This window comes from Vibrio sp. CUB2 (genome assembly GCF_001557945.1).
Lineage (GTDB): Bacteria > Pseudomonadota > Gammaproteobacteria > Enterobacterales > Vibrionaceae > Vibrio > Vibrio owensii.
Genome location: NZ_LNRB01000001.1, coordinates 502166 through 516292, shown reverse-complemented (window position 1 = coordinate 516292; position 14127 = coordinate 502166). Strand labels below are relative to the sequence as shown.

At 42.9% G+C, this 14127-nt stretch carries 8 protein-coding genes; 7 read left to right on the top strand and 1 reads right to left on the bottom strand.

Features of this window, described 5'->3' with window-relative positions; translation table 11 throughout:
• Window positions 1-52 precede the first annotated feature (52 nt).
• From ATB78_RS02300 to ATB78_RS02275, 5 genes are all read left to right on the top strand, one after another.
• Window positions 53-883, top strand: coding sequence for a MalM family protein (locus tag ATB78_RS02300; protein ID WP_061007714.1), 831 nt, complete (start codon window positions 53-55; stop codon window positions 881-883).
• Between the two features lie 163 nt (window positions 884-1046).
• On the top strand, window positions 1047-1565 hold the full coding sequence (locus ATB78_RS02295; RefSeq protein ID WP_240537358.1) for a glycosidase: 519 nt from the start codon (window positions 1047-1049) through the stop codon (window positions 1563-1565).
• A gap of 89 nt (window positions 1566-1654) precedes the next feature.
• Window positions 1655-3277 carry an alpha-amylase family glycosyl hydrolase gene (locus ATB78_RS02290; protein ID WP_061007713.1) on the top strand — a complete coding sequence of 541 codons (1623 nt, stop codon included), beginning with the start codon at window positions 1655-1657 and terminating at the stop codon, window positions 3275-3277.
• A gap of 343 nt (window positions 3278-3620) precedes the next feature.
• Window positions 3621-5240, top strand: coding sequence for an endonuclease (locus ATB78_RS02285; protein WP_061007712.1), 1620 nt, complete (start codon window positions 3621-3623; stop codon window positions 5238-5240).
• Window positions 5241-6231: 991 nt separating this feature from the next.
• On the top strand, window positions 6232-6750 hold the full coding sequence (locus ATB78_RS02275) for a hypothetical protein (RefSeq protein ID WP_179946987.1): 519 nt from the start codon (window positions 6232-6234) through the stop codon (window positions 6748-6750).
• A 304-nt stretch (window positions 6751-7054) separates the two neighbouring features.
• Here ATB78_RS02275 and pulA read toward each other — a convergent pair whose 3' ends face one another.
• On the bottom strand, window positions 7055-11044 hold the full coding sequence (gene pulA / locus ATB78_RS02270; RefSeq protein WP_061007710.1) for a pullulanase-type alpha-1,6-glucosidase: 3990 nt from the start codon (window positions 11042-11044) through the stop codon (window positions 7055-7057).
• A gap of 516 nt (window positions 11045-11560) precedes the next feature.
• Here pulA and ATB78_RS02265 point away from each other — a divergent pair.
• Together ATB78_RS02265 and ATB78_RS02260 are read left to right on the top strand one after the other, a co-directional pair.
• On the top strand, window positions 11561-12766 hold the full coding sequence (locus ATB78_RS02265) for an SEL1-like repeat protein (RefSeq protein ID WP_061007709.1): 1206 nt from the start codon (window positions 11561-11563) through the stop codon (window positions 12764-12766).
• A gap of 473 nt (window positions 12767-13239) precedes the next feature.
• Window positions 13240-13686 (top strand): helix-turn-helix transcriptional regulator, encoded by a 447-nt coding sequence (locus tag ATB78_RS02260; RefSeq protein WP_009706527.1) that lies wholly within the window; start codon window positions 13240-13242, stop codon window positions 13684-13686.
• The last annotated feature ends 441 nt before the right edge of the window (window positions 13687-14127 follow it).

Genomic DNA, 14127 nt, shown 5'->3' with positions numbered 1-14127 from the left:
TAAGATGCTTTAGTGCAAAAAACCTTTAGAAAAATAACTAGAAGGAAAAAGTATGTACTTCCGTGCCCTCATGTTAAGTGGATGTGTCGCGCTTGCTGGCTGTCAATCCACTGAAGTAATCGAACAAGTTCAAGTTGCTCAAGCACAGCAAGTTGATGTTATCTCTGAGCTTCAAGCTGTAAAAATGAAGCTTCCTAGTTCTGCAATTGTAGATATCAATACTCAGAGCCAAGTGCTGAAATATAAAGATATCGACAGTCGTGTTGCGGTGTTTGAGTTGCCTGCTGACCGTGGCGAGTTCGCCATTAAAATCACTAGTTTGATCGAAGACACTGCTTTCGTACCAAGAGCGATTATCGTAGATAAAAACGGTAAAGAAATTGAAAACTACGGCAAAGCGGAGTTTGAGTACACAAAACCTCGTCTTCATCTTGGAAACCGTCTAGTCGCTGAAAAAGACTTCTTCCCACCAGTGGGTTTAGATTCTGTTTACCTAATTGTTTACACTGATCAATCGGATCTGGGTGGATTTACGGATGTGATTCACCCTGCGCGGTTGGATGCCGAAGCTCGAGGTAACTACTTACCAGAAGTAAAAGATATTCCAGTACCAAATGGTGATACGGGTAAGATTGAAGTCTCGATTGACCGTGTGAGTTTCTTCTCAATCGGAACATCAAGTAGTGAACCAATAGCGGCTCCAGTTGCGGTTAAAGCGGTCGAATCAGTACAGCCTGAAACACAAACTTACTACCACAACGCAATTAAAGCGGCGGTAAAAGCAGATGATATCCCTAAAGCTCTGAGCTTACTTGATGAAGCAAAAGCGTTAGGAATTGAAGGTGCGCAAGAAGTATTTGTAAAAGCAGTGAATAGCAAATAGGTAATTTCAAAAAGCCGGCTGAGATAGTCGGCTTTTTTATTGCGCATTTAGTTATCTTTTTCACATATTATATTATTTCTATTTAAAGTTTATTTTATTTAGAGTCATAATATATATGTTCTAATTTAATTAGTACTTAGTCTAATAAAAATAAGGATATAACGTGAAAAAATTAATTATAAATACAGCATGTACTTTAGCTGCTGTGTCTATCTTGTCTGCTTGCTCGTCCACATCATCAGAAAATACAACCCAAGATGAAGTAAATAATACGGTTGCATTTACGAGCACTCAGATTGATATGATGACAAATTGTAGTTTGCCGGATTCAGCAGAATCAGGCCCATTGTCTAAAGACATTTTTGTTGTAGGTAGTTTCCCAAATGCAGATTGGAAGCACACTACCGAGCGCAAGCTGACCTATAAGGGGAATAATGTCTATCAAGTGATTACCGATGAGGTTTCAGGTAATTACAAAATGCAGTATGCCGCTGAACAATGGAAACCCCAGTTTACTGCCAAAGGTAAAAAACTATCGGTCGGACAATTAAATGAACTGACTTACGGTGGTTACGGTACAGATACAAAACTAGAAATTAAAGAGCCTGGTAAATATCTTTGGAGTTTAGAATTTAAAGATGATGGCTCACCTTATTCAATTATGGTAAATAAGTGCCAATAATATTCCATTCAGTTATTTAAAATTTATTTTTTATTTATTAACCCCTGCATGGGAAACATGTTGGGGTTAATTTTATTTGGGAGAGTTTAATGCGCAACGTACGATATAAAAAACTATTTGGCCAATCGCTTTTAGCCTTGAGTGTGGTTGGTGTTTTATCCGCGTGTAATTCCTCTGGCGGAAATGATAATGGCAGCACGCCACTTCCTGATGCAAGTTATGCTTGCCAAGCGAATGTAATGGAGAAAAGCAACCAACTTCGCACCTATCAAATCATGGTTGAGAGCTTTGTTGATGGCGATTCGAGTATCGGCCATGGCACAGGTTACGGCACTAGCCATCATAACGGTGATCTTCAAGGGATTATCGATTCGCTCGATTACATCCAAGACTTGGGCATGAATGCAATTTGGTTGACGCCAGTTTTTGAATCGGAAGCCATTGATGGGCAGGATCATTGGGCCGATCGTTTGGATGCAACGGGCTACTTTGCCACGGATTATTTTAAGATTGATCCTCGCTTTGGCGATTTAGAAACGGCGAGAACCTTAGTTGATGAAGCACACAAACGCGGTTTGTATGTTTTCTTTGATGGCGTGTTTGGTCATCACAAAGAAGGGTTGATTAAGCCGTCTCCATCGGGTTTATTACCTTCTGGTTCGAGCAATCCGGTCGACTACCCAGCAAGTTTGGATTTCTACAAAGAAGTCGCGACTTACTGGGTCAAAGAGCTAAAAATTGATGGTTGGCGTTTAGACCAAGCGTACCAAGTCCCAACCGACGCATGGACACAAATCCGCAAAGCGGTGGATGAAGCCTCACAGAGTGTGACTTACACCAACGCGGATGGTGATCAAGTGAATCCCCTGGGTTACATGGTTGCTGAGATCTGGAAAGGCGAGTCAGAAATCGCGAGTGATGCATATGGCGCGGCTGACGATCCTGCGCTGTGCTCGGCATTTGATTTCCCAATGCGCTATCGCGTGGTGGAAACTCTGGCTGTCAATGAGAGCGGTGTCGGCGGTCGTGGTGTGGATTGGCTAGACAATGGCTACCAAACACACAACCAATACCCGTCTCATGCTCAGCCAAACTTGATGATTGGCAACCACGATTTGGTTCGCTTTGGTGATTTGTTGCAACGAGGCGGATTAGCGGATGTGAACGATGCTGAATACTGGCAACGCCATAAAGCCGCGTTTGCATTCCAAGCGGCTTACACCGGACCAATCACTCTCTATTATGGAGATGAAATTGGTGACCAAGTAGATGGTTTTGCCGCAAAAGAAGACAACAATACGTGTGCGGTTCGTGGCGTGTGTGATGACCATGTCGCTCGCAGCAGCGCCAAGATCGAAGGCGTAACGGCAACCCTAGATGCTAACCAAGTTGACCTTAAAAACTATGTTAAGTCATTGATGACGATGCGCGCTGATCATCCTGCTTTGTATCAAGGCAGTCGCACTAACTTGGTAGCAAGCAATGGCAGTTATGTGGACTTGAAAGTATCTGGCGATGACCAAGTCTTATTTGCTTTGAATACCCTTGAGAGTGCCCGCAATATTGTGCTGACAGAAGCGCAAGTCGGTAGTAATCAAGCGCTGGTGGATTTAATCACTAACCAACAAATCACACCAAGTAACGGGCAATACCAGATACCGATGTCATCATTACAAGGACGCTTCTTCAAAGTGACGGCAAACACTCAATAAGTCATTCTCAATCAAGATAATCCATACCAAGCCAAGTGTTGTTCTCTACCCCCATAGAAACGCACTTGGCTTTTTTTATCGCTTTGTCTAAGATGCCGCTCATTTTAGTCATAGGTAGCGATATTCCACTTTGAGCTCCCGCCTTGTTTCTTTGCATCTCTTTGTTTTTATCGCACAACCGCCGTTGAACAAGTGGAAGAAACAGTACGCAGTTTGTGAGATGTGCTGCACGATAATGAGAATATTCACATTCATGCAACGTCAAACTGTGATTTATGACTTACTCATGTGTAATTGTTATGTTTATCTTTTTGGTGATTTATATAACTAATGGAAGATTATAATGAAATCCATAACGAAACCCCTCTGTCTCTTACCTCTCATTTGCTCTCCGATCGCCTATGCTGAGGTCTTGAATGGAGACTTTGAACAGTGGAATGGCAATGCACCAACGCAGTGGTCTGTGATTGATTCCGGCATTGCTGTTTCACCGACCAGTGACCCGCATCAATCTGGTGGTCTTGCGGCTCAAGTTATCGTAAATACAGGTACCCAAAGCAACACCGACTTTTTGCAAACCATTAATGTGGAGCAAGGGAAAACCTACCCATTTTCTGTCGCGGTTTATCATACGGAAGGTAATGTTAAAGCGCGTTTGGTGGTTGATGGATACCACAGCTACTCTAATCCTCAGCAAACCAATCAGTGGCAACAACTCACGCACAGTTACACTGCATCATCAAACAAAACGATCAATGTCGGGTTACGCTTTTATGATGAATCGGGCTTTGACGGCTCTGAAGTCGTTTATGTCGATAACTTTCAGCCAAACCAAAATGGTGGTACTCAGCCACCGGTAGAAAGCTGTAATGACAACGAAGTGTTACTTACATTGAACACCGATAGCTATGGCTCAGAAACCAGCTGGGAACTAAAGGATAGCCAGTCACAAGTGTTGTTTTCTGGCCAAGGTTTTGAATCTTCGAAAACTTACGAAAAAACCATGTGCCTAGCGAACGGCGATTACCAGTTTACGATCAGTGACAGTTATGGTGATGGCATTTGTTGCGGGAACGGCAGTGGCTCATACGCCTTAATGTTTGGCCAAACCACATTAGCGTCTGGTGGTGAATTCACGAAATCTCAAACCACAAGCTTTACTCTTGGTGGTTCAACGACACCTCCGCCTGTTGTGGGTGAGTACTATAAAGCCGCAGAAGGCAAAACAGGTTTTGAGTTGAAAACAGCGCTGTTTAACATCATCAAAGATCACACAGGACGCGGTTACTCAGCGATTTGGACCTTAGTGAAAGACGCGGACATAGACAACTATTACGATAAAGATGGCTCCATTCTCGATATGTATTCTGAAAAACCATCTGGCAGCGATACGGTGAGTTTTACCAAAGTCACTGACCAATGTGGCCAATACAAAACGGAAGGCGATTGCTACAACCGTGAACACTCATTCCCTAAGAGCTGGTTTGGTGGCAAGGTTGAGCCGATGAACTCGGATGGTCACCACTTGTTTGCAACCGATGGCTATGTGAATGCGAAGCGCAGCAACTGGCCATTTGGTGAAGTGGGTAACAGCACTTACGTATCAAGTAATGGCTCAAAAGTTGGTTCAGCAAGCTCTACTTTGGGCTATTCAGGAACGGTATTTGAGCCTATTGATGAGTTCAAAGGTGATTTTGCTCGTGCGTATTTCTACATGGCGACGCGCTATGAAAACGTCATCGGCAACTGGGAAAGCAACTCTAGCAATTCTGACGCGGTATTGAATGGCACGAAAACGACCGTCTTTGAACCATGGATGCTGAACATGTTGAAACGTTGGCACAAAAACGATCCAGTCAGCGCGAAAGAGATCAGCCGTAACCAAGCGGTGTTTGAATTCCAAGGTAACCGCAACCCGTTTGTGGATCACCCTGAGTTTGTAGAGATGGTTTGGGGTAACTAAATTGTCTTAAAGTGAAAAACTCATCAAGTAGTTGGGGCTGCTTAAGTTTGTACTGTTCAAAGTTATTGAAAAAATATGTTGAGGAAAGTTTAATTTAAGATTAGAAATAAATTAGATTGAGATAAAAAGTTCCACTATGTGGTTTGGGGACCACATAGTGGAAAAGGCGCTATGTGACTAACACCATCATGGAGTGTCTGAGCTTTTGCCCAGATGGGGTATACTACTTAACGGTTTTAAATAATAGTTATCATTCTAATATTAACAATTATTAATATGCTCTTTTTCTTTGAAAATATTTGAAACAACTTGTGAACCTATAACTCTTGAAGCGATTTTATCATGTTTATATTTTATTGAATCGATTTTTGACGGTTTACACGTTATGCGCCTAAATTCTTTCGTTAAACCTTTGTCGACTAACAGCTCTAATATTACGTTTTTTGATTTACGGTGTTGGTCTATTGACATTTTAATACCTCTGTAGTTGTAACGGATTTTCTTAATGGACAGCATCGAATACAACTTTTTTCCAAAAAAAAACCACTTCCAGTAACGGAAGTGGTCAAAAATATGAGTAGAAAATCATTTGCTATGCTTGCAAGGCTTAATGTAACGATAAATTAATGAATATATTGTGCATTTAAAAAATACTGCCAGACTATTTGCCTAGTCGTATAAAGCAAAGTAGTGAAATTGAATGTTCAATATGCTATTAAAAATTATTGTAAGGCATAGCAGACTCAGTACGTGGGTGTCTATCCTCTGTTTGTCACCCTTATCACTCCTACAAAAGCAGATTGCCCACTTCTAATCGAGTGGGCCTTTTTGATTCCACTCGATTGACAGACAGAAGTCGTATGTTGCTTTTTATTTATATCTTTGATTTTAATTGCACGGTAAATATACGACGCATCTCAAAAAATTCGCCGCTAACCCTAGGTAAAATATGGCAATATTAATTTAATTTATAAAATAAAGAGGGTGGTGAATGTCTAAGATGAGTGATAAAAAATTAAAGGAACGCATAGAACGAATCTTAAATAATCACCCTGGGGCTTCCTCCAGAGAAGTGCGTCGACGTCTTATGAAAGTGGTCAATACCCGTCACTTATACTCCCATTTAGCTCCGTTTTATGAACAAGGTAAGATAAATGATAGCGCAGAGATTGATTTTATCTTAAATAAGATGATGGATATGCATCTTGGGATGAGAGTTATTGCTCAAACGATTTCTAGTTCTGACTATAATTACATTCAAGTTGAAAAGGCACTTTTGTTGCTTTCAAATAACTTTCGTCATGTGGAGCAAGCTAGGCTTTGTAAAGAAGCGCGATTTGGTGCCGGCTCTCCTAAAGACGCAGATCATCAATCTACGATGGTGATGTATCTACAAAAACAAGGCCATCGTTTATTTGATATTTGGAAGGTGTTAGGAATTGAACGTGATGTAAACTCGGAAAAAATAGCAGCTACGAAGAAACCTAAATTAAATGTTGACGTTACTTAACATTGAAAGAGCTATCGAAAAGATAAGTAACTAATAACGTGCAGGAATCGTCATAGTTTGTTATCGATGTTTAGTATTTTTATTGATTATGTATCATAGGTCGAAGAAGAGAGATATTAAGCTTCCACTCAATTAACTTAATTCCCTTCTCTTGACTATACCATATAGTAGTTTGACCACCTCATTGGATTGAGGTGGTTTTTTTTGTTCTTTTGGAAGCCAAAGGGGCGTTTTAGCCTCACTCAGAACAAAAAAGGGGAGGTTTTACCCTCCCCAAGCTAGCACATGATTGCGCCTACTGTTTTTAGTTCTTAGTCACTGTCACGATTGGTGCTGCTTTATCTGCTGCGTTGAAGTGGAAGTTGTAGTTTCCTGCTTCTGCAATCGTGATTTTAAGGTTTGCACTTGAACCGCCTGCATCCATAGTAACGGCGGTGTCTAGCTCAACACTGCCTTCGCCACCAAAGTTGGTTGCATCAGCCCAATCTGCACTTGCGATCTTCATTTCGTAGCTGCCTGCTGCTAGGTCGATATCTAGCGAGTAAACATCTGCTGCAACGTAAGTGAATTTCGCACTTGAGGTCTCAGCTGGAGTATCCCAAGTCGTGATTGTGCCGCGTAGGAACAGTGAAGTTTCACCGAACGTTGGCGCGTCTGCTGACTTAGTCACTGAAACTACTGGTTTTGCAACGCTTTCATCCTGAACATGTAGTGCGTTCAGAGTAAAGTTGTACTTACCTGTTTCAGCAACTGACAACTTACAGTTATCGTCTGAGCCTAAATCTAGTGAACCAGAAGCTAGATCCGCAGCACCACAACCGATGTTTGGATTTGCCCAGCCAGAGTCCGCAAATTTGAACTCGTGCTCACCAGCTTCAAGAACGCCAGTTACAGAGTACATGCCGTTGCCGATGAAGCTCATTGCCCAATCGCTGTTGTCAGACCAATCGTTCATTGTGCCTTTAACGTAAACGACTGTTTCACCGTAAGGAGGAATGCTCGATACGTCTTTGTTGTCAGTGTTTACTGGTAGACCTGCACCTTGAGCGCCGTTTTGTGGTTGAACAAATACCGCTGTTGTTAGTGCTGGAACCGTAAAGGTCTCGCCTGAGAAGCTTGCGCCTTTCACACGGCTATCTGCAGAGTCTTTTTGAACTTCATGCAGTTCGAAGCCAGTTGCACCTTCAACTTTGAACGATTTCGTTTCTGATGTTGAGTTCACTACAGCCACGATTGCATCGTAGTTCGCGTCGAGATCTTTACCTGCTGATACACCGTCATCAATAGACATGACGATCAAGCCTTCCACTTGGTCTTTGCCTACGTTGCGGAAGTCAACGCGGTTCATGACTTCTTGAGCAGTATCTAAACGGAACAGTTCGCTTGAGCTACGAATAGTCAGTAGTTCTAGGAATTGTTGCTTAGTTAGCTCGATATCGTCAGTGTTTGGCATCGCAGTGCTGTCAGCAACGATAGTTTTGATCAGCTCCCAGTTTGCGCCGTCTTTGTCTTCACGAGGTAGACCGACGTTCCAGTTGTTGTCGCTACCGTCGAAGTAAACGCGGTTGAACCAGTCACCTGAATCGTAAGAGTCACGCTGCATTGATTTCGAACGCAGTAGCTCAGAACCCATGTGGATGAACGGGATACCTTGACCAAGCATTACCGTAGATAGAGACACGGTTTGCATACGTGCGCGGTCAGCAGATGAAGTGCCAGTCGCGATCTTGTACGCGTTGTTGTCCCATAGCGTTTGGTTATCGTGCTTAGATACGTAAGAGATGTTCTCAGAAGGGATCTTAGTGTAACCCGCTGGCGCACCGTTGTAGTCTACGTTCTTACCAAGTTTAGTTTCACCTTCGAAGTCTAGAAGAACGAATTCTGCTAGGTTACCTGCCATACCCAGACGTACTAAGTCTTGGTTGTGTAGACGACCGTTTACCGCTTCTGCATCTGTCTTCGTTTCTTCGTTCGGGTAACCTGCGTTACCAAAACCTTGGTTAAAGCGAAGTGGGTGCTTACCTTCAGAGTCCACACCGCCATCGAATGGGCTACCACCACGAACCGCGTCACGTAGACGGTCAGAGAAGGTACCGATGCCAGTGCCAGCCATGTTGATTTGTGTTGCTTGGTCGAAGCGAGCGTTGTTTGCTACTTCACCGAAGTCCCAACCTTCACCGTAGAATAGCGTGTTTTTATCGACTTGTTTAACGCGCTCCAGAGCGTATTCCATCAAGTCTTTTGGTTGGTGTGCCATCAAGTCAAAACGGAAGCCGTCAACTTTGTAGTCATCCGCCCACACAAGCAATGAGTCAACCATCAGTTTACCCATCATCAAGTTCTCAGTGGCTGTGTTGTCACAACAAGTTGAGTTCTCAACGCCACCCGTGTTCACATTCAGACGGTGGTAGTATCCTGGGACGATCTTATCTAGGACAGATTTTTCGTTTACGCCCGATGCGTTAGTGTGGTTGTACACCACGTCCATAACCAGCTTCAGATCCATTTTGTGTGTCGCTTGAACCATTTCACGGAATTCAAGGATACGTTTAGAACCGTTTGGATCGGTCGCGTAGCTGCCTTCTGGCACAGTGTAGTGGAATGGGTCGTAACCCCAGTTGAAGCTGTCTAGCATGCGTAGATCGTTCATCAGTGCTTGTGCAGCCCCCGTTGCTGGATCGTAGCTGTTTAGTACATCTTCAATGATTTTAGCGTCGTCTTCTGTTTCACAGATTGAAGCCGCTGGTTTGATGCCACATAGCTTGCCTACGGTATCGGTGATATCTACGCGGTTTTCTGCGTTTTCATCAACCGTTGCAATATCGAACGCTGGCAGAATGTGAAGCGTGGTTAGACCTGCGTCTTTCAGTGCTTGAAGGTGAGTAACCGACTCACGCTCTGCTTCTGTCAGTGCTAGGTACTTACCGTTTAGCGATTGCGTGCCTTTCGTATCGCTAAAGCTGAAGTCACGAAGATGTGATTCGTAAAGAACGTGGTCTTCATCTTTTGCAACCGTTGGGCGGTCGTAGTTATCCCACTCTGCTGGTTTCAACGCAGCGCTGTCTAGATCGACAACTTGTGAGTACATTGAGTTTTGCGACAAGCTTAGCGAGTAAGGGTCAGTCACTAGACGAGTTTCAACAACACCAGTCGTCGGGTGGTAAACCTTCACTTGGTAACGGTAGAACTTGTTCAGTACGTTGCCTTGCGCTTCTGATTCCCAGATACCTGTTTCTGGGTTCTCAGTCATTGCAACTGTTGCTTCTTCCGCAAAGTCCGCATCGTAGATGATTAGGTCAACGTCTTGCGCTGTTGGTGCCCAAAGTTTGAATGTTGCCGCGCTACCTTCAACAATTGCGCCCAACTCTTCACTGATTGCATTACCCGCATCTTCATCTGCAAATACGGCATCAAGCACGCCTGGTTTTTGTACTTCAGTAGCTGAAGTCACATCGCCATCGGCATTGTAAGCAACCATTACGATTTGTGATTTCAAAATCGTACGTAGTGTCTCGGCATTCACGTCGATACCCGCCGCTTGAAGACTAGCAAGGTGACGGAAACGCTCTTTTAGTTCATCAGACAAGTCGCCAGCTTTTGTCAGCTCAACCGCTGTACCGCCAGTGATTTGCTTGTCTTCATCCATCTTGATGTCATTGGTCAAGCTGTAGTAAAGCTTCATTGAGTCAGCACTACCTGCCGCTTCCCAAGCGATGGTTTCAGCGTCTAACCAATGGGCTTTTTGGCCATCGATGTCTACTGGACGTTCTTCGATTGGCTCGTAGTAAAGCTCGCTGCTGCCGTGGAAGCCGAATAGACCTTGTGATTCACCCAGCTTGGTCAGTTCCACTTTAGAGTTTGCGCTGCCGAAGGCTTTTTCGTCGCCTTTGTGCAGGATGAAGTTCATACAGTTGTGCGGGTCAGATGCATCTGGATCGACTTTAAGCACGTAGTACGCACCGTAAGTGTCGCTGATGCCATCGAATGGAAGTGGTGATGCCCAGTCTGTACCACCGTCAGCAATCCCCATTGCTTCTAGGTCAGTACTGGTACAGCCTTCACCATTCCAAAGGTGCAGACCCCAACCATCATAGTCGCTTGCTGTTGAAGCTGATGCTACGTCACGTTTGTAATAGATGACAACTTCGTTCTCTCCCGCAGGGTGTAGGCCAGAGCCCGGGTTCGTTGTGTCATCGCTAGAGCTATCACTGCCACAACCGCTGATAACCGCTACGGAAATCAAAGGCAGAACGGTTTTGGCGATCGCTGATAATTTAAATGTTTTATTGTCCACGTTTACAAATCCATTGTTATTGAATTGATAATAGATTGGCAAAATGCCGAAAAGGAAATGTTCAACTAGATGCTAATACACTGAACTATCAGCAAAATGTGAGAGCAGGCCGTTAAGTTTTTTACAAGTGAAAATTTTCTATCACAGTAGATTTTGTTCACAAATTAAATAATAAATCGGTCGCATAGTGAGATATCGAGCACAGCCTAATGATGTAAATTTTTATAGGAGGAGAAAGGGGGGATGATAGGGGATGAGAATGTCTAAGCCCCAAAACTGTGACTTATTTCTATAAAAATAAGGGAGATATTTATCGACTAAAAATAAGTTTGGTTGATATTGAATAAAAAGACGTTATTCATGACTTGTAAACTTCAGATTTTACTTACACGGTCGTTATATAATAGAGACGGTGTGCGCTTCATTGCGTGAGCGTATTGACACCCAAATTAGAATTTACAAGATTTTCCTATCGAAGGGGAAATCCTTATGGGCCCGATTTAAAAGAGGCGGTTTATGAGTAGTATGGGCATTGCTATTGCAGCAACTGGCCTTTCACTCATCCTGATATTTGTTTGGATGATCTCGTTGTCGATGCGAAAGCAACGTCTCGAGGCAGAGAGGAAAGCGCGCGAGGCGGCGTATCGCAAGGCGATGCAAAAAGCGCGAGAGCAAGAACGTAAAGAACGTGCGTTTAAGGCGGAAACGGGTCATGTGCCGACCATTCTTTATTTAGCAAAAGAAGCAGAACGAGAAAACATCAAGCAAGCACTGTATTGGTACGACAAAGCCGCCAAACTGGATAACGTTACCGGTATGTACGGTGTCGTTCGTTTGGCAGAGCGCATGCGTGAAGACGTAATCTTAAGAGAGCAAGCCAACTTTTGGCGCACGGCGATTGCGGGCTTAGAAGGGGATGTTGAGGCGAAGTTTGCCACTGGTAAAGCGCTCGTATTTGGGCGTGGTACAGAGAAAAACATTCCCAAAGGTCACCAATTAATCGAAGAAGCTGCTGATGAAGGCTGTATTCCAGCCATGCTGTATATGGGTGAGTGGCAACTGTCACCAGAAAATACATCAGGTCAGCGAGCAGACGCCTTATTTTGGTTTATGAAAGCTGCAGAACAAGACAGTGCGGATGGTAAAATCCAAGTTGGCCTTTGTTACCTCAATGGCATTGGTACTGAAAAGAGCATGGTAAAAGGCTGCTACTGGTTAGAACGAGCAGCAGAATGTGGCAGTGCAGAGGCCATGTATCATGCCGGTGAAGCTTGGAAAGACACGGGCAAAACAGGTAATGCGATTGCTTACGTTTGGTTGTTCCTGTCTGCGAACATGGGGTATGAGCCCGCGAAAGTTGTGCGTGATGAAGTTGCCAGCAACATCGGTGTAGATGTGGTGGTTGGCTTACAATCAATTGCTAAGCCGCTACAAAGAAAGTTAGCGTCAGGTGTTGTGAAGAAGCATTCCATCATTCGTGCATTGAACAAGGTCTACAAACGTGAAGTTTACTTCCCTGGTGAAGAGGAGCTAAACGAGCTGCTCAGTGAGGAACATCATGACGAAGCAAGCCTCCTCGGTGACACTCCAGAGTTGAACTTTGAAACGGAGATGCCTGTTCAACAAGAGTTTGCTCCTCCACCAAAACAACCTTCCAAAGAAGTGCTCGATTTTACGCAAAACTTTTTACAGCCACAGAATCTCAACAAGCCTCATTCGTGAGGCTTTTTTATCACTCAAATTCTTCTTTGTTCTATCGTTTGCATAATTGCTGAGTGATCTTTATGCAAAGCTTCAACAGAATTTTACTTGCCACCAATCTATTCCTATATAAATCGATAAATAGAGGGAAATCCCCCCTTGCTGCAAATACATGAATTAAGCTCCAATCCGTTATTATTGATTAGCTCGTACTATAGCTATGAAAATAATTTGTTAGCTTAAATTGTGTTTTTCTAATGACACTCATTACTTTAACTAATATTTGGTATTAAGTTTTATATTACTAAATCTTAATTTCTATTTTTGGTTTCAATTTGTGTCTGTTGATCTTTAACTAAATTAAGCGCAATATACCCAAAAATAAAAATAGCGCACACTCTGCGTATAAATACAGTAAGAAGCAACCTGTTATTATCCTTTTCAACATAAAGGGGCAACGTCATGCTCTTTTTATGTCCATTAGAGATTTGTGTATGTTGAGAATCATTAGTGCAGATAAGTTCATCTCTTCAAGGTTTATCTTGGAATACAGCAAAGTGGAATTTGCATCTTTGTTGGGTGTTTCCGTTGCTAAGATAACCAATATAGAGAACGGCAAAACATCGATTCCCCCGGTGTACGATTACGCCATCAATCACTTGCTCAGTGAGCACCCGTTTAAAGACAGTGCGATGGATGCCCTGTGCTCCCATGAAACGCTTAACTTTGCTCGCCGTGTCGATGTAAACAGTAAGGTGCAACGCTTATCGTGTAAGCGCTGTGACAGCCGAAGGCTACATGTGATGGCTGGCATGAGTGGCCTGTACTTTGTCGAATGTATGGACTGCAAGCACACCATGTATTCGTCAGGTAACGCGGTGAAACGGTATCAATTGTGGTCGAATAACGGCGTTAAACTCGATAGCCATTTGTTCGATTAGACTTGATCTCTACGTTTGTCGAAGAAAGCACCAAAGAACAAACAATAACGTAAAAAGCCATCAGCAGAAATGTTGATGGCTTTTTGTTTATGGTTTATAAATTGTTAAATATAAGCGTATTTATTGTGTTTATTATTGCTAATAAATCAATCTAGTTAAATATAGAGTGATGAAAATCGCAAAATTTTATTTTCTTTTGATTCCTTTTTTAATAATAACTGGTGAGGTCACATAATTCTTCACCTGAATTCAATTTAAACCAAAATTCAATATCATTGGCTTATCGAAAGGAAAGTGATAAAGATCGCGAAATTTTATTTCGAGAAAATAAGAGTTTTAATTATGAACGAATAATCACGAAATTTGTTTTTTGAATTTTAAATATTAATTTCAATTGTAATATCTGTGCTTGTCGTCTTTACAGAACAAATAAGAGATATT

Excerpts from the sequence above, each read along its gene's own strand:
- ATB78_RS02300 (WP_061007714.1), top strand. The coding sequence starts at position 53 with ATGTACTTCCGTGCCCTCATGTTAAGTGGATGTGTCGCGCTTGCTGGC.
- ATB78_RS02265 (WP_061007709.1), top strand. The coding sequence starts at position 11,561 with ATGAGTAGTATGGGCATTGCTATTGCAGCAACTGGCCTTTCACTCATC.
- ATB78_RS02285 (WP_061007712.1), top strand. The coding sequence starts at position 3,621 with ATGAAATCCATAACGAAACCCCTCTGTCTCTTACCTCTCATTTGCTCT.
- ATB78_RS02275 (WP_179946987.1), top strand. The coding sequence starts at position 6,232 with ATGTCTAAGATGAGTGATAAAAAATTAAAGGAACGCATAGAACGAATC.
- ATB78_RS02260 (WP_009706527.1), top strand. The coding sequence starts at position 13,240 with ATGTTGAGAATCATTAGTGCAGATAAGTTCATCTCTTCAAGGTTTATC.
- ATB78_RS02290 (WP_061007713.1), top strand. The coding sequence starts at position 1,655 with ATGCGCAACGTACGATATAAAAAACTATTTGGCCAATCGCTTTTAGCC.